Annotated in this window: 12 protein-coding genes and 3 tRNA genes; 2 read left to right on the forward strand and 13 right to left on the reverse strand. The window is 64.3% G+C overall.

Going from position 1 to position 17,205, the window contains the following annotated elements; all coding sequences use genetic code 11:
- The 13 genes from HMPREF9440_RS06555 to HMPREF9440_RS06615 all read right to left on the reverse strand — a co-directional run.
- On the reverse strand, nt 1-704 hold a 704-nt coding region (locus tag HMPREF9440_RS06555; protein WP_008542668.1), incomplete at its 3' end, for a response regulator.
- 221 nt (nt 705-925) lie between these two features.
- A tRNA-Pro gene (locus HMPREF9440_RS06560) sits at nt 926-1,002 on the reverse strand.
- Between the two features lie 54 nt (nt 1,003-1,056).
- Nucleotides 1,057-1,425, reverse strand: coding sequence for an integration host factor subunit alpha (locus tag HMPREF9440_RS06565; protein ID WP_008542669.1), 369 nt, complete (start codon nt 1,423-1,425; stop codon nt 1,057-1,059).
- Between the two features lie 325 nt (nt 1,426-1,750).
- Entirely contained in the window at nt 1,751-4,159 is a 2,409-nt protein-coding gene (gene pheT, locus HMPREF9440_RS06570; protein ID WP_008542670.1) for a phenylalanine--tRNA ligase subunit beta, read from the reverse strand.
- A gap of 21 nt (nt 4,160-4,180) precedes the next feature.
- A complete protein-coding gene (pheS, locus tag HMPREF9440_RS06575) occupies nt 4,181-5,197 on the reverse strand; it encodes a phenylalanine--tRNA ligase subunit alpha (protein WP_008542671.1) in 1,017 nt (338 codons plus the stop codon).
- A 257-nt stretch (nt 5,198-5,454) separates the two neighbouring features.
- Nucleotides 5,455-5,805, reverse strand: a complete 351-nt coding sequence (gene rplT, locus HMPREF9440_RS06580) for a 50S ribosomal protein L20 (protein ID WP_008542672.1) — start codon at nt 5,803-5,805, stop codon at nt 5,455-5,457.
- A gap of 18 nt (nt 5,806-5,823) precedes the next feature.
- A complete protein-coding gene (rpmI, locus tag HMPREF9440_RS06585; RefSeq protein WP_008542674.1) occupies nt 5,824-6,021 on the reverse strand; it encodes a 50S ribosomal protein L35 in 198 nt (65 codons plus the stop codon).
- Between the two features lie 193 nt (nt 6,022-6,214).
- Nucleotides 6,215-6,763 carry a translation initiation factor IF-3 gene (infC, locus tag HMPREF9440_RS06590; protein ID WP_392391997.1) on the reverse strand — a complete coding sequence of 183 codons (549 nt, stop codon included), beginning with the start codon at nt 6,761-6,763 and terminating at the stop codon, nt 6,215-6,217.
- Nucleotides 6,763-8,691: a threonine--tRNA ligase gene (gene thrS, locus HMPREF9440_RS06595; RefSeq protein ID WP_008542677.1), complete on the reverse strand. Its 1,929-nt coding sequence runs from the start codon at nt 8,689-8,691 to the stop codon at nt 6,763-6,765. Before thrS ends, infC begins: the two co-directional genes overlap by 1 nt.
- Nucleotides 8,692-9,141: 450 nt before the next feature.
- A tRNA-Val gene (locus HMPREF9440_RS06600) sits at nt 9,142-9,218 on the reverse strand.
- A 22-nt stretch (nt 9,219-9,240) separates the two neighbouring features.
- Nucleotides 9,241-9,317 (reverse strand) — tRNA-Val (locus HMPREF9440_RS06605).
- A gap of 146 nt (nt 9,318-9,463) precedes the next feature.
- Nucleotides 9,464-11,578 (reverse strand): RelA/SpoT family protein, encoded by a 2,115-nt coding sequence (locus HMPREF9440_RS06610; protein ID WP_008542682.1) that lies wholly within the window; start codon nt 11,576-11,578, stop codon nt 9,464-9,466.
- A gap of 222 nt (nt 11,579-11,800) precedes the next feature.
- The gene (locus HMPREF9440_RS06615) at nt 11,801-14,035 is read right to left on the reverse strand and encodes a hypothetical protein (RefSeq protein ID WP_148516497.1); all 2,235 of its coding nucleotides are present in this window, start codon (nt 14,033-14,035) and stop codon (nt 11,801-11,803) included.
- Nucleotides 14,036-14,562: 527 nt separating this feature from the next.
- On the opposite strand from HMPREF9440_RS06615, the gene HMPREF9440_RS06620 reads away from it, so the two are divergent.
- Nucleotides 14,563-15,411: an ABC transporter ATP-binding protein gene (locus HMPREF9440_RS06620; RefSeq protein WP_008542686.1), complete on the forward strand. Its 849-nt coding sequence runs from the start codon at nt 14,563-14,565 to the stop codon at nt 15,409-15,411.
- Between the two features lie 11 nt (nt 15,412-15,422).
- Entirely contained in the window at nt 15,423-17,102 is a 1,680-nt protein-coding gene (locus HMPREF9440_RS06625) for an ABC transporter permease subunit (protein WP_008542687.1), read from the forward strand.
- Nucleotides 17,103-17,205: the final 103 nt, after the last annotated feature.

Consider the following 17,205-nt stretch of genomic DNA (forward strand, 5'->3'; position numbering starts at 1 on the left):
CGGTAGCCGATGCCGCGCACCGTTTCGATGAAGTCTTCGGCGGCGGTGCCCGCGAGCGCCTTCCGGAGCCTCAGCATGTGCACGTCGACCGTGCGTTCGTCGACGAAGGCGCTCTGCCAAACGGCCGAGAGCAGCTGCGCGCGCGTGAAGACGCGACCGGGCTTCGTCGCGAAGATGTAGAGGAGCTTGAATTCCTTGGCGGAGAGCTTCAGAGGCACGCCGTCGGCGGTCGCCTCGAACCTCGCCTCGTTCATGACGAGGGGGCCGCAGCGCACGACCACCTCGGCTTCGTCGACGCCGGGAACCTCGACCGTCTTGGGGGCGCTTCCGGCGTGCTCGTGGCGGCGCAGAACCGCACGCACGCGCGCGACCAATTCGCGCGGGAGGAAGGGCTTCACGACGTAGTCGTCCGCACCCGCGTCCAACCCCGCCACGCGGTCGACTTCGTCGCCTCGGGCCGTCAGCATGATGACGGGAAGCGCCGCCGTCGCGCGGTCGGCGCGAAGGCTTCGGAGCCACGTCAGTCCCGAATCGTCCGGCAGCATCATGTCGAGGAGCACCAGGTCGGGCATTGAGGCCGCGACCGCTTCGCGGGCCTCCGCGATGGTCGTGGCGCGCACGGTGGTGAAGCCTTCGGTTTCGCAGACGAAGGCCACCAGCTCGCGGATGGCCATTTCGTCCTCAACGATGAGAAGCGTCGTCATAGTCGGGGTTGCGGGTTGGGTCGGTTGGAAGGAACCGCTTCGGAGACGCCGTTGCGGTCCGGTCGGTCACATTCTAGAGAGTATCGCCCGCGCGGATGACAGCACGATGACATCCGGGCGACGGGAGGATGACGGGACCCGCGCGGCGTGCGCGGCCCCCGGACGCGAAAAAGCCGCCCAACCTTGCGGAAGAAGCGGCTTTTCGGCGGAATGTGGACCTCTGGTCGGGGCGGCGGGATTCGAACTCGCGACCCCTTGCACCCCATGCAAGTGCGCTACCAGGCTGCGCTACGCCCCGACGAGGAAGAGCGAAGTTTATCGGGTGAGCGCGAAAAAAGCAAATCCCGGCGGCTTACTCGGCCGCGGCGGCGCCTTCGGCTTCGGCGGCGCGGCGGTTCATGAGGTTTTCCGTCACGCGGGCGTTCAGCGTCCCCGACGGGCGGAAGAGCACGACGCGGCGCGCGGCGATCATCATCTGCTCGCCCGTCTGCATGTTGCGGCCCGGGCGGGCGTTCTTCTCACGCACGCAGAACTTCCCGAGGCCGGCCAACTTGATCGAGCCGCCCTGCGCGAGCTGTTCGACGAGGATGCGGAAGAAGCTCTCGACATAGGTCTTCGCCTGCACGCGGTCGATCGAAAACTCTTCGGCGATCGCATCGGCGAGCATCGCCTTGTTGAGGGTCGAGCCCATGAGGGCTTCGTTGTTGTCGTTCTGGGTCATGACCTGGCGGAGAAATTCTCGGGAGGTGGTAAACGAAAGTTCGCCATTCTATAGCCTTTTCAGGGACTTTCGCCACTTTTTCAAGAAACGCGGACCTCAACGGCGTACCCCCGGCCGGGAGCCCGCACACGGATCCCGCGTCAACGCACCCTCTTCTCGCGCGATCTCGCACGATCTCACGCCAAACGCGCACGAACGGCACGAAAGTCATCCGTACACCCCTCCTCCGGCAAAAAGCCCCTCCCCGTTTTCCGGAGAAGGGCTTCGTGCGGATGCGGGAACCTACACCCGTCCCCGAAGGGACGGGCGGGGGCGTCCTTTCCGTTTAGGCGCGCAGCGTGGCGCCTTCGCGTTCGAGCACGTCGAGGACGGCGCGGACGGCCGCGTCGGCTTCGAGGTCGGACACCGGTTCCTCACCCTTCGCCGTGAGCTCCAGCGTGAAGGCGAGCGACTTCTGCGCGGCGTCCTTCGGACGGTAGAGGTCGAAGAGACGGAAGTCCGTCATCGACGAGAGGCGCGGGTCGGCGCCGTGCGCTTCGTAGACGGCGTCGACGAGGCGGCCCGTTTCCGTTTCCGGCGCCGTCACGACCGCGATGTCGCGGCGCACCGACTGGTGCTTGGAGACGGCGGCGTAGACCGGAACCGAGGTCGTCAAGAGCGCGTCGACGTCGAGTTCGAAGACCACCGGGGCCTTCGGGAGTTCGTACGCCTGAACGGTGCGCGGATGAAGTTCGCCGATCATGCCGACTTTCTTTTCGCCGATGTAGACGGCGGCCGAGCGGCCCGGATGCAGGCCCGGGAACGTTTCGCGCACGAAGCGGGGCTTCAGGGGCGCGCAGAGGCGCTCCACGTCGCCCTTCACGTCGAAGAAGTCGACCGGACGCGCGGCGATGCCCCACTGGGCGTCGGCGGCGTCGCCGTACGCCAGACCCGCGACGTGACGCGGCTGACGCACGCCCTTCACCGTCCAGGGGCCGTCGCCCACGGCGGCGTCCGGGCAGAAGACGCGGCCCAACTCAAAGACGCGCACGCGTTCGGCGCGGCGGTTGAGGTTGTACTTGAGGATGTCGACCAAGCCGCCGATCAGCTGCGTGCGCATGACCGAGAGGTGCGAGGCGATCGGGTTGAGCAACCGGATCGGCGCGTCGTTCCCGGCGAAGTCCTTTTCCCAGGCTTCCGGCACGAACGAGAAGTTGATGAGCTCCTGATAGCCCAGCACCGCCATTTCGCGGCGAAGGTCGTGGGGGCTCCTCGTCGCTTCCTTCTCGGCGCGCATTTCGATGCGCTGCATCGGGGGACGGTCCGGCATCTTTTCGTAGCCGTAGAGACGGGCCACTTCTTCGATGAGGTCCTCTTCGATTTCGATGTCGAAGCGGTACGCGGGGGGCGTCACCGTGAAGGCTTCTTCGGTGCGCGTGTAGACGAAGCCGAGACGGCGGAAGGTTTCCTCCATCACGTCCGCCGGGATCGGCATGCCGATCACCTTGCGGCAGCGTTCGATCCGCATCGTGACGGGACGGCGTTCGGGGAGGTTGATGATCTGGTCGTCGACCGGGCCCACGCGCGTTTCTTCCGTGCCGCAGATGTCGAGGACGAGCTTCGTCACGTATTCGATGTGCTCGGCGTTGGTCGAAAAGTCGACGCCGCGCTCGAAGCGGTGCGCCGCGTCGGTCGAGAAGTTGAGCTTCCTGCAGCGACCCTGAATGGCGGCCTGGTGCCAGAAGGCGGCCTCGATGAAGATCGAGGTCGTCTCGTCCGTGCAGGCGGTGTCGTCGCCGCCCATGATGCCGGCGAGGCACGAGGGCTTGTCGCCGTCGCAGACGACGCCGTACCAACCGTCGATCGCCTTCGTCTGGCCGTTCAGAAGCGTCACGCTTTCGCCTTCACGGCCCCAGCGGACGGTGATCGACTTCGAGGTGATGCGCTCGAGGTCGAAGAAGTGCGTCGGGCGACCGAGCTCGAGCATGACGTAGTTCGAGATGTCGACCAGGGCCGAGATCGAACGCTGACCGGCGCGCTCCAGGCGGTCGCGCATCCACTGCGGCGTCTTCGCCTTGGGGTTCAACCCGCGGATCACGCGGCCCGCGAAGCGGCCGCAGAGGTCCGGCGCCTCAACCTTCACCGGCAGCACGCACTCGCACGTGGGTGCGACGACGGGCATTTCGGGGAGCGTCAAGGGCGCGCCGGTGACGGCGTGGAGGTCGCGCGCGACGCCCACGACCGAGAGCGCGTCGCCGCGGTTGGGCGTGAGCTTGATCTCGATCTTCGCGTCGTCGAGGTGCGCGTACTCGCGGATGTTCATGCCGACGGGGGCGTCTTCGGGGAGGAGCCAAAGGCCGGAATGGTCTTCGGTGATCCCGAGTTCGCGCGCCGAGCAGAGCATCCCCATCGAGACTTCGCCGCGCAGCTTCGACTTCTTGATCTGGAAGTTGCCGGGGAGGACCGCGCCGATCATCGCGCAGGGGACCTTGACGCCGGCGGCGACGTTCGGGGCGCCGCAGACGATCTGCAGGAGTTCGCCCGTGCCCGCGTCGACTTCGCAGACGTGCAGGTGGTCGGAATTCTCATGGTCGCGGCAGGTGACGACCTGCGCGACGACGACCCCTTCGAAGGGCGGCGCGATCGTCGTCACCTCTTCGACTTCGAGGCCCGCCATCGTCAGCGCTTCGGCGAGCGCCTCGGTATTCATCTGCGGGTTGCAGTAAGCCCGCAGCCAGGATTCGGAAAACAGCATGTTCAGGTACCTTCGGGCTGATTAGTTGAACTGGCGGAGGAAGCGCAGGTCGCCTTCGAAGAAGAGGCGCAGGTCGTCGATGCCGTAGCGGAGCATCGTCAGGCGCTCGAGGCCGGAGCCGAACGCGAAGCCGATGTGCTTTTCGGGGTCGAGCCCGAAGTTGCGCACGACGTTGGGGTGCACTTCGCCCGCGCCCGAGATTTCGAGCCAGCGGCCCTTGCGCGGACCGCTCGTGAACATCATGTCGACTTCAACCGAGGGTTCCGTGAAGGGGAAGTAGGAGGGACGGAAGCGGACGACGAGATCATCCGTTTCGAAGAAGGCGCGCAGGAAGTTGCTGTAGACGCCCTTCAAGTCCGTGAAGCTCACGTCGTCGCCGATCCAGAGGCCTTCGACCTGGTGGAACATCGGCGAGTGCGTGGCGTCGCTGTCGACGCGGTAGGTGCGCCCCGGGGCGATCACCTTGATCGGGGCCCCGTGCGTGCGGGCGTAGCGGACCTGCATCGGCGAGGTGTGCGGGCGCAGCGGCAGCGCGCGGCCCTCTTCGTCCTCGCGGTCGACGTAGAACGTGTCCTGCATCGAGCGGGCCGGATGGTTGGGCGGGTTGTTCAGCGCCGTGAAGCTGAACCAGTCGCTTTCGATTTCCGGACCGTCCGCGACGTCGAAGCCGATCGAGCGGAAGATCTCTTCAACGCGCATCCAGGTGCGCATCACCGGGTGGATGCCGCCCTCGGAACGGTAGCGGCCCGGGAGTGTCACGTCGATCGCTTCGTCGGCCAACTTCTTCGCGAGTTCGGCTTCGGCAAAGGCGTTGCGGCGTTCGTTCAGCGCCGCTTCGATTTCAGCCTTGGCGCGGTTGATTTCCTGACCGCGGGCACGGCGCTCTTCGGGGGGAAGCCCGCCCAGCGCCTTCATGAGCATCGTGATCTGCCCGGTCTTACCGATGTAGCGGGCCTTGGCGTCCTCGAGGGCCGCGGGCTGCGCCGCGTCGGCGAAGTCCCTGCGCGCGGACGCAATGAGTTCCGAAAGATCTTGCATAGTGAATTCCGGTGCGCCCGCGCGGCATCGGCGCGGGCTCGTTCTGGTCGATCCGGCGGTCGGCCCCTCCGGAGCCGTGGTCCCACCGGTGCGCGCGGTTCAAAGTTTTTCCGCGCGAATTTTTTAATTGTATCGAAAGCGGAGCATCCGCTTTTGCCGCGAAGGCCATCCGCCTGCGGTGTTTTCACCGAGCGCGGACGAAAAAAGACCCGGAGGCCGAAACCATCCGGGTCTTCTCAATCCGTGTCGCGGACCGATCAGGCAGCCTTGACCTGGGCGACGAGGGCGGCGAAGCCTTCCTTGTCGAACACGGCCATGTCGGCGAGGACCTTGCGGTCGAGGGCGATGCCGGCCTTCTTGAGGCCGTTCATGAACACGGAGTACGTCATGCCGTTGGCACGGGTGCCGGCGTTGATACGCGCAATCCACAGACGGCGGAACACGCGCTTCTTGTTGCGGCGGTCGCGGTAGGCGTACTGGCCCGCGCGCATGACGGCCTGCTTGGCAACGCGGTAGACGTTGTTGCGGCGCAGACGGAAACCCTTCGAGAGGGCGAAAATCTTCTTATGACGGGCACGAGCCGTAACACCACGCTTAACTCGGGGCATCTCTAAACCTCCAAACGATTAGGCGTACGGCAGCATGCGGCGCACGCTGGCCATATCCGACTCATGAATGCTGACCATGCCGCGCAGCTGGCGCTTGTTCTTGGTCGTACGCTTCGTGAGAATGTGACGCTTCGTGGCGTGGGCGCGCTTGATCGAGCCGCTGGCACGCGGCTTGAACCGCTTGGCGGCGGCGCGCTTCGTCTTCATCTTCGGCATTTGCCGTTACCTCATTTCTTGTATGTCCCCGGGGCGCCTCCTCCGAAGTTGAGGAGAACTTGTCGGGCCTAGGGGGCACTTGTTGTCGCCGGTGAAAACGACCGGCCTTCCCGAGGAAGACCGGTCGTCGAAACCGGAAGCCGCGATTCTATCCCAAAACAAAATGCCGTGGGGCGGAATCGGCGCTTCTTTTTCAGCGCTTCTTCTTGGGAGCGAGCACCATGATCATCTGGCGGCCTTCGAGCTTGGGCGCGTGCTCGACCTGAGCGATTTCGGCGAGCTCCTCACGGACGCGGTCCATGAGCTGCATGCCGAACTGCTGGTGAGCCATTTCGCGCCCGCGGAAGCGCAGCGTGATCTTAGCCTTGTCGCCGTCATTGAGGAACCGCTCGAGGCTGCGAAGCTTCGTCTGGAAGTCGTTCTCGTCCGTCGCCGGGCGGAACTTCACTTCCTTCACCTGGACGATCTTCTGCTTGGCCTTCGCTTCCTGCGCCTTCTTCTGCTCCTGATAGCGGAACTTGCCGTAGTCCATCAGGCGGCAGACGGGCGGGGTCGCGTTGGGGGCAACCTCGACCAGGTCGACGTCGGCTTCCTCCGCCATGCGAAGGGCTTCCGACGTGCGGACAATACCGATCTGGGCGCCGTCGACGCCGGTCAGTCGGACCTCAGGTACACGGATCTCACCATTGATCCGATGCTTGCGATCTTGTGCTATGACACTTCTCCCAAAAGTTGCTGGTATCAGGCTTCCTGGTGCACTTCAAGCGCACGGGACGCCACCTCGGCCTGCGCCATGGCGAGGAAGTCTTCGAACTTCATCACGCCGAGATCGCGGCCGCCGCGGGCGCGCACGGAAACCGTGCCGTTCTGCTTTTCCTTCTCGCCGATGACGAGAATGTACGGAATCTTTTGCAGGCTGAGCTCGCGAATTTTATAGTTGATTTTTTCGCCGCGCAAATCGGAATGCACGCGGATTCCGGCCTCGTGAAGCTTCTTGGCGACGTCCTTGACGGCGTCGACCTGCGCGTCGGTGATCGAGCAGACGGCCACCTGAACCGGAGCGAGCCAGAGCGGGAAGGCGCCGGCGAACTCTTCGATCAGCATGCCGATCCAGCGTTCGAGCGAACCGAGCATCGCGCGGTGCAGCATCACGGGGACCTTGCGGGTGTTGTCTTCGGCGACGTACTCGGCGCCGAGACGCGCGGGCATCTGGAAGTCGACCTGAATCGTGCCGCACTGCCAGGAGCGCCCGAGGCAATCCTTCAGATGGTACTCGATCTTCGGACCGTAGAAGGCGCCTTCACCTTCGAGAATCTCGTACTCGATGCCGAGATCGTCGAAGCTCTTCATCAGGGCGTGTTCGGCCTTGTCCCAGGCGTCGTCCTCACCGATGCGCATTTCCGGACGGGTCGCCACCTTGTAGGCGATTTCCTTGAAGCCGAAGTCGGCGTAGACCTGCTGCACGAGGCGGGTGTAGTTTTCGCACTCTCCGAGGATCTGGTCTTCCGTGCAGAAGATGTGGCCGTCGTCCTGCGTGAAGCCGCGAACGCGCATGAGGCCGTGGAGCGAACCGGAGGGTTCGTTGCGGTGGCACTGACCGAATTCACCGATGCGAAGGGGCAGGTCGCGGTAGCTGCGAAGCTGCGAGTTGAAGATCTGGATGTGGCCCGGGCAGTTCATGGGCTTCAGGGCGTAGTAGCGGTTCTCCGATTCGGTCGTGAACATGTTTTCGCGGTACTTCGCCCAGTGGCCGGAGCGCTCCCAGAGCGAGCGGTCGAGGAGCTGCGGCGCCTTCACTTCTTCGTAGCCGTTGTCGCGGTAGATCTTGCGCATGTACTGTTCGACGACCTGCCAGATGGCCCAGCCCTTCGCGTGCCAGAAGATGAGGCCCGGGGCTTCGTCCTGGAGGTGGAAGAGGTCGAGCTCACGGCCCAGGCGGCGGTGGTCGCGCTTTTCGGCTTCTTCGAGCATGTGGAGGTAGGCGGCCAAGTCTTCCTTCGAGGCAAAGGCCGTCCCGTAGATGCGCTGGAGCATCTCGTTGTTCGAGTCGCCGCGCCAGTAGGCGCCCGCGACCTTCATCAGCTTGAAGACCTTGAGCTTGCCGGTCGACGGGACGTGAGGCCCGCGGCAGAGGTCGATGAAGTCGCCCTGGCGGTAGAGCGAGATCACTTCGCCCTCAGGGATCGCTTCGACGAGTTCGGCCTTGTAGGCTTCGCCCATGCCGCGGAAGAATTCGACGGCGTCTTCGCGCTTCATTTCGCTGCGCTCGACCTTGAGGTCCTGCTTGACGATTTCGTGCATGCGCGCTTCGATCGCTTCGAGGTCTTCGGGCGTGAAGGGGCGCTTGTAGGAGAAGTCGTAGTAGAAGCCGTTGTCGATCGCCGGCCCGATCGTGACCTGCGCTTCCGGGTAGAGCTGCTTCACGGCCTGCGCCATCAGGTGCGCGGTCGAGTGGCGGATGAGCTCAAGCGCTTCCGCGTCCTTCGCCGTGATGATCGCAAGCGACGCGTCCTTTTCAATGAGGAACGACGTGTCGACGAGCTTGCCGTCCACGCGGCCGGCGAGCGCGGCCTTGGCCAAACCCGCGCCGATCGAAGCGGCGACGTCGGCGACGGTGACGGGCGCTTCGAATTCGCGCTTGGATCCGTCGGGAAGGGTAATCGCAATCATGATTCAACCTCAGAAGTGCATATAAAAAAAGTGCGGCTGAGGAGCCGCACTCTTCTTATCGGAAACCTGTCGACAAGGTCGCGCGCCGTCCTCAGCAATGAGCTGCGGACGTTGTTGTGCGGATCGTGGTCGAAAGGATCATCTTGCGGAAGGTTTCCGGTGAAACGAATGAGCGGATTTTATCACGCACTTTCCGCACCCGACGGCGGCCGAAGCTCGGATTCGATCCTCAGAAACCCTAGCGAACCGGGGCGAAAACCCGGGAGGACACCCTGATCGGGAAGGATCCCCTCCCCCGTTCCGCATCGGCAACACGGCAAAAACGCCGGGAAAATCCTTCGAAAAATCAACGCTCTGCGGCAAAAGACCGGACGCCCCCGGGACGCGGGACGCGAGCCCCGGACGACAAAAAAGCCGCGGGACGTGTCCTGCGGCTTTTCTGAAGAATTCTGGTAGGCGCGATTGGATTCGAACCAACGACCCCCACCATGTCAAGGTGATGCTCTAACCAACTGAGCTACGCGCCTGGGTCTGTGTTTTGAGAAGAACTGGTAGGCACGATTGGATTCGAACCAACGACCCCCACCATGTCAAGGTGATGCTCTAACCAACTGAGCTACGTGCCTGTTCTTTTCAAAGCCTCGCAGAAGCGAGAAGACGAATTATACGGAGCACCAAGGAAAAAGCAAGGGCGTCGGCCGAAATTTTTTAAAAACTTCGGACGACGCCCTGGTCGTCTTGCGAAACCCTTTGATTTCGAAGAATTTTCATCCTACGCGCGGCGCGCAGCGAGCACTCCCTTCACTTCACGGAGCCCCGCCAAGGTCTTCCGGAGGCTCTCGGCCGAGTGGATTTCGATGCGGAAGGTCATGTGCTGGTCGCCCTTGACCGACTGCGTCGACATCCCGGTGATGCGGATCTTCTCCCTCATGAAGAGTTCCGAAATGTCCTTCAGAAGACCCATGCGGTCCTGCGCGATGACGAGCACCTCCACCGGGAACACCGCGTCGGCGTTCCGGCCCCAGCTCACGTCGATCATGCGCTCGTGGTCCTGCTCGATCATGTTCCTCACGTTCGGGCAGTCCGCGCGGTGGATCGTGACGCCGCGGCCGCGGGTGACGTAGCCGACGATCTCGTCGGGCGGCACCGGATGGCAGCAGCGGGCGAGCTGGGTCAAGAGCGAATCCATCCCCACGACGAGGACGCGCCCCTGCGGCTTCTTGCTCGACTCGCGCACCACCACTTCGGGTTCGGGCTCGGGTTCGGTCTTCGGCGGCTGCACGGCGGCGGCCAGAGCCGTCAACGTCACCTCTTCCTTCGCGAACGCGATGCAGAGGTCGTCGACGTTTTCAAACCCGAGGCGCTTCGCGAGGTCGTCCAACTTCATCGCGGTCTTGCCGAGGCGCGCCAACTCCTTATCGAGGCGGTCGCGCCCTTCGACCAAAAGCGCCTGCGTCTGCTGCGCGTTGAACCACTGACGGACCTTGTTCCGGGTACGCGCGCTCGCGGCGTAGCCCAACTCAGGGTTCAGCCAGTCGCGCGAAGGCTGCCCCGTCTTCCCCGCGATGATCTCGACGGTGTCGCCCGTCGAGAGCTTCGCGTTCAGGGGAACCATCACGCCGTTCACCTTCGCGCCCTTCGTGCGGTGACCGAGCTCGGTGTGCACGTGGTAGGCGAAGTCGACCGGAGTGGCCCCCGCCGGGAGTTCCACGACGCGGCCCTGGGGCGTGAGGCAGTAGATGAGGTCGTCCGCCACCGCCTTCGCGGCGTCGGGCGCGGGCTGACCCACGTCGCTCCTCCACGCGAGCAGCTGACGGAGCCACGCGACGCGCTGCTCTTCGGCGCTCGTCGCCCCTTCGGAATTCCCCGCCTCCTTGTAGCGCCAGTGCGCGGCGACGCCGAGTTCGGCGAAGTCGTGCATCGCGCGGGTGCGGATCTGAATTTCAATCGGACGCCCGGCCGGGTCGGTGACGACGGTGTGAAGCGACTGGTAGCCGTTGGGCTTAGGCTTCGCGATGTAGTCGTCGTATTCCTTCGAGATGACCGGGAAGTGCTCGTGCACGATCGAGAGCACCTGGTAGCACTCCTCGACCGTCTTCACGATGATTCGGAGCGCCCGCACGTCGAAGAGCTGGTCGAAGCGCAGGTGCTTACGCTGCATCTTCTTCCAGATCGAATAGATGTGCTTCGGACGGCCCGAGATGTCCGCGTCGGTGATGCCGTTTTCGGCCATCAGTTGCTTGATGCGGCGCACCGCATGGCGCATGAATTCAAGGCGCGCCTCGCGGTTTTCGTCGAGCTCCTCGGCGATCGCGCGGTATTCGTCCGGGCGGGTGAAGCGAAGCGACAAGTCTTCCAACTCCCACTTCATCTGCCAAATACCGAGACGGTTGGCGAGCGGCGCGTAGAGCGCGAGCGTTTCCTGCCCGAACTTGTCGGCGCCCGCCATCTTCGAGCTCGCGAACCAGCGGAGCGTCTGCAGGCGGCTCGCCAATTTCAGAAGCACCACGCGCAGGTCCTTGCACATCGCAAGGAGCATGCGTCGGAGCGACTCCGCCTGACGGCTCGCGTTCGCCTCCTGGTCTTCCGAGCGCGCGCGCACGGAAAGATCGTTGATGCGCACGAGCTCCTGCACGAGCCCGGTCACCGAAGGACCGAAGCTCTTTTCAATCCAGTCGTAGGGGCTCTCCACGACTTCCGGCACGCAGAAGAGATAGGCCGCAGCGAGCAGTTCCGGGTCGTCCCGGATGCCGCGCAGAATCCCGGCGATGCCGTCGGCATGCGTGATCACGGGTTCCCCCGTGGGCAGCTTCATATCGCGGTAGAGCGGCTCGATCAGACTCCTCGCGAGAGCCGGATCCGCCTGAACGTTTCCTTCCACCACCATCTCCTCGGGGCGGCGTCGGTCCGCCGCCCGGTTGCTCTTTCTCTTGGAGGGTCTCGACCGTCCGTCGGCCCCCCGGACGCGCGTCCGGGGGCCTGCGGGAGACCCGAACAGGTCAGGTTATTCTAAGGAAGGAAAACGCCCTTCGTGGAGACCCCCGTGAGAACCCCGAGAGCACGGAACCGCCCACCGGACGGCCTTCCCCGGCTTTTGACGCCCGGCGCGTCAAGAGAAAGGAAACCAGGTGAGGCGCGCACCCAACGAGGTGCTCTGCGTGCGGTCGCCCCTCCGGGTCGAGGCCGTCATCGACACTTCGCTCGTACGCCACCGGAGGGTCGCGCCCACCTCCGCCCCGAAGGCGTGTGCGTCCAAGTAGTCCGCCCGTATGTCGGCCGAGACCGGCGACCCCGTGACGCTGCTCGTGACCGTGCGCTTCGTCCCCGAGCGCACTTCGCCCGAGAGGCTCCAGGAGAGCCCCGCCGCCTCCGGCAGCCAGGATGACGACCAGGAGCCGAACGCAAACTCGGCGCTCCACGTGAACCCCGCCGAGAGGGCCCCGATGATCTTCTCTTCCGTGGTCGTCTTCATGACGGTCTCGCCCTGCGTGCTGCAGTCGATGTCGCCGCCTCCCAGCCACACCGCCCGGAAGCCCGCATAGGCCGAGGTTCCGGCGACGGGGTTGCTGAGCAGGGTGACCCCCGCCGTCCACATGGATTCCGACCCCTTCGCGCGAACGAGGGCGTCCCCCACGACGATGTCCGTTTTCTCGTCGGTCCCGGCCCAACCGAAGGCCGCCTGAACCGTCCCGAGATCGAAGGGCTTCGCCGCCCAAACTTGAGCCCCCAGGGTCGAACGCTCCGTTTTGGCGCCCACGCGCCCGCGAGGCTTTTCCTCTTCGCTCCTGCCTTCGAACCGAAACCCGATGAGCCAGTCGCCCGCGCGGGAGACGGCGTCGAACCTCACGAACCCGCCCGTGATGTCGGTGGATTCGCCCCCGCAGATGCTTCCTCCGGAGACCTTGCCGTCCCCCTCCACCGTCCCCACCGTCACCTCCACCGGGATCCGGCGAAGGACCGGAGGGAACTCGATCACCACCCCATCCCCACCCGGGGCGACCTCGGGAATGCGGGCGGGATCGAGCCAACGCGCCAACACGTCGACGGGCAGAGCGGTCGACTTCAGCATCGATTCGGCGCCGCCCGCCGTCGCGGGCACGAGCGCCAGCTGTTCGAGCCCGGACGAGATGTCGGCGGACGCCGCAGTGATGTAGTAGTTCCGGAGCCATCGGCTCGCGCTTTGGAGGTCGATGTTCTCCAACGTGCCGGCGAAGTTCCCCGAAAAGGTTCTCTTCCCCATGACGAGCCCGATCGAGCCGTCCGGGTTTTGGATGAAGTGCCCCTCCTCCCGTCCGTCCAACCCGCCTCTCACCGTGAGGACTTCGAGCCCATAGACTTTGGCCCCCTCGAGGTCGAGCTTCTTAAGGACGTTGGACATGTCGGCGGAGTCAACCACATCGCCCACCCACAGCATCGAACCGGGTGCAAACTGAACGGCCGTCCCTTCGGGCGCGGTGAGTCGCGACCCGGAGGACGTTCGTCCGAGGGGATCCGCCGCTTCAAAGCAGAGCACCGAACCCCGCCCGAAGTAGAGATTGACGTCGGGGCGCGCGTCCGTGAGGTCGCCGAACAAAAGCCGGACCTGCCGGTGTAGGGTCACGTCGCCGCCCACCACGAGCATGCCCTTCAAAGGCACCCCTTCGGGAACGTTCACCTGATTCTTCGTGTTCCAAAGCATGGCGGAGTTGTCCCCAATTTCGATCACGAGCCGCGAGGCTTCGTCCGCGAAGACCAACTCCTTGGGTCGCCATTCCAAAATGACCGTCGCCTGATGGTTGGCGTCGGGGTCCTCCACCATCAACCCCTTCAAACGGATGCTGCTCGAGCCCGAAACTTCGGTCCTACCGTCGACGGTGAGGGCTCCCCCGAGAGGCACTTCCGGGTCGGCCTGACGTGCGGAGAGAATGAGGCTCGCGTTCTCGAGCTTCAGGGAGAGCGGTCCGTTCACCCCGCCGACGGACGGGGCACCCATGAACGTAATTGATGCGCCGTCGTCGATCTCGACCCGGTCGGCGCCGATCACGAAGATCTCGTCGGCTCGGCCGATCACCACCGACGCGCCGTCCTTCACCTTCAAGCTCGTCGTTATGAGCCACCCCCCGTCCCAGGTCGTGCCGTACCAGGGTTTGAACACGTCCGCCGCGTCGCCCGAGACGCTCTGCGAGAAGACGACCTCGGGAGGATCGTCGGGCTCCGTTCCGGGTTCCGATTGAAAGACGGGTTGGTAGGGCGCCGCCCAGACGGCATTCATCGAAGCGGTGAGGATCGACGTCGTCAGGATGCCGAGGACGGAAGGTCTGAGGGAGAAGGGCCGGGACGGACGTCGGGATTGGACAAGAGGCATGATCATCGAGGGGACAATGGGGGTTGGATGCTTTCGTTTTGGGTCTGCGCCCCTCCTTCGGGGGCTCAAAAAACCTAACAGCGCTCCGACGGAGCTTTGTCGCATCCGGTCAGCGGATTGAGCCAGATCAAGATGCCGACCCCCGCTTAACGTTTCCGCCGGCGTTGCCGGCAGCCCTGGGCACGATCTGGATTGAGAAATCGCTGCGGAATGGTTTCCACGAAGATCAATCACTTCACGTCGTCCCCGGCGGGGAAACGCCCGCCCGACGGCTTTCGACCAGCCTTGAGCACCCTTGAGCACCTTCTCCGGGTTTACGCGAATCACGCACGGATGAACCCAACACCCGCGGCCCCCGCCCGACCGAACCCCGTCCGGCCGTAAAAACGTCATCGTTTCGTCATCCGCGCCGCTTTTGTGCAAAAAACGAGCCCCTCTCCTCATCAACTCGTCATAATGCCGACACGGGAGCTTCAAACCGGCGGCTGATAATGGGCGCCATTCCCACGAAACCCGCAACGACAGAAATGCTTGAACTCCAGAACCTCTCCAAGTCCTACGACGACCGTCCGGTCCTCGAGGGCATCTCGCTTTCGATCGCCAAAGGCGAAATCGTCTCGATCCTCGGCCCCTCGGGCTGCGGCAAGAGCACGCTTTTGAACCTCGTGCTCGGGCTCACCGAGGCGAGCGCCGGGCGCATCGTCTATGACGGCGAGGATCTGACGCACGTTCCGATGGAAAAGCGCGGCTTCAACATCGTCTTTCAGGACTACGCGCTCTTTCCCAACCTCAACGCCTACGAGAACATCGTCTACGGTCTGCGGAACTTCCCCGACCGGGCGACCCCCGAAGAACTCCACGACCTGATCGAGCTTCTCGGTCTGGAGCGTCATCTCAACCAGCGCATTGAGGAACTCTCGGGCGGGCAGCGCCAGCGCGTCGCGCTCGCGCGCACCCTCGTCATGAAGCCCCGGCTCCTCCTTCTGGACGAACCGCTTTCGGCCCTGGACGGCCTCATCAAGGAGTCGATCAAGACCCGCATCCGCACGATCGCGCGGCAACTCGACCTCACGACCCTCATCGTCACGCACGACCCCGAGGAGGCGCTGACGCTCTCCGACAAGGTCCTCATCATCAACGAGGGTCAGATCGCGCAGTTCGGCACGCCCCAGGAAATCATCAGCCGTCCCGCCGACGACTTCATCCGGAAGTTCATCCTCTCGCAGCTCACGATCAAGCGCGACAACATCTACCGCCTCTTCGGAAACTTCGACGGCATGGAGGGTGCGGACGCACCAGGCGCCGTGCCGCTTCCGGTCGGCGCCGCCCTCACGGGCGCGGCCCTCCGCTCCTCGGTTTCCGCAGGCGCCTTCTGACCCCATTCACGATGAACGCAACCTCGACGATTCCGCCGGGCGGCCGACGCCCCTTCGCCGGATTCCTCCGATCCCGCGGCGAGTACCGGCTCGCCTTCGTCCTGATCGTGCTGCTGATGGCGGCGACCCTGGTCTACCCGGTCGCGACCGTCCTCGTGCAGTCCTTCTGGAAGGACGGCGCCGTCACGCTCTCGAACTGGACGGCGCTCCTCATGCGCCCGGCCTTCCGGGAGATGCTCGCCAACAGCTTCATCGTCGCGGGGCTCGCGGCCTTCTTCTCGGCCGTGATCGCCTTCTTCGTCGCCTACGGCCTCACCTTCACGAACGTCCCGAAGCCGGTGAAGCGCGCCATGCATCTCGTGATGCTGCTGCCGCTCTTTCTCCCGTCGATCACGTACGGCTTCGCCGTCATCTATTCGTTCGGGCGCATGGGGCTCGTGAGCCAGCTGATCGGAAAGCTCCCCTTCTCGATCTACGGCTTCTGGGGGCTGCTCATCACCGACATCGTCTATACGCTGCCGCCCGCCTTCCTCGTCCTCTACAACGCGTTCCGCTACGTCGACCGCCGCTTCGTCATCGTCTCGCGCGTGATGGGGGATAAGCCCCTTCGCACCTTCTACATGACGGCGCTCCGCCCCACGCTCGGCGCGCTTGTCTCGGCCTTCGTGCTTTCCTTCTTCCTCGCCTTCACGGACTTCGGCATTCCGGTTTCGATCGCCGGGCAGTACAACGTGATCGCGACCGAGCTCTACGCGACGATGATGGGCGCGGTTCCGAACTTCGGCGAAGGCGCCGTGATCGCGATCACGATGCTCGTGCCGTCTGCTCTGGCCGTCTGGGGGCTCAAACACGCCGACCGCCTCAACTTCCGCTACAACCGCATCTCGCAAGAGCGCCCGATGGACAACAAGGTGCGCGACGCGGTCTTCACCGCCTACTTCGCGCTGATCGTCCTCCTGATGGTCGCGATCTTCGCGGTGATCTTCGTCGTGCCCTTCGTCGAATACTGGCCCTACAAGCCCAACTTCACCCTGGAGCACGTGAAGGCGATCTTCACCGAAGGCGACGTGATGCCGCTCTACCTCCGCTCGGTCGGCGTGGCGCTCGTTTCGGCCTTGATCGGCACCGGCGTCGCCTTCGCGGCCGGCATGATCCGCGCCCGCTCCGACATGCCGGGCTGGTGCCGCACGACGATGGACGGGATCGCGATGCTCACCTCGACGCTTCCCGGCATGGTTTTGGGCGTGGGCTTCCTCTTCGCCTTCACGGGGACGCCCCTTCAGAACACGCTCGCGATCCTCGTCATCGCGAACCTCGTGCACTTCCTCGCGACCCCGTATCTGATGTCGACCACGGCGCTCTCCAAGATGAACGCCGGTTGGGAGACGACCGCGCTCCTCATGGGCGACACCTGGTTCAAGAGCGTCTGCCGCATCATCGTGCCCAACGCCCGCACGACCTTGATCCAGATGTTCCAGACGTACTTCATCAACAGCATGGTGACCATCTCTGCGATCATCTTCCTCACGGGAACGCGCACGATGGTGCTCACCACGCGCATCAAGGAGCTGCAGTACTTCGAACGCTTCGACGCGATCTTCGTGCTGTCGCTCCTCATCTTCTTCACGAACGTCGCCGCCAAGGTCCTTCTCGACTGGCTCGCCAAGGACAACGACGGCGCCGAGCATTAACCCAACGGAAGTCTTCGACATGACCACTTTGAAGCTCACTCTCGGCGCGGCCTTCGCCCTCGGCGCGGCCCTCACGCTCTCGGGCTGCGGCCAGGACGCCGCC

This window comes from Sutterella parvirubra YIT 11816 (assembly GCF_000250875.1).
Classification (GTDB): domain Bacteria; phylum Pseudomonadota; class Gammaproteobacteria; order Burkholderiales; family Burkholderiaceae_F; genus Sutterella; species Sutterella parvirubra.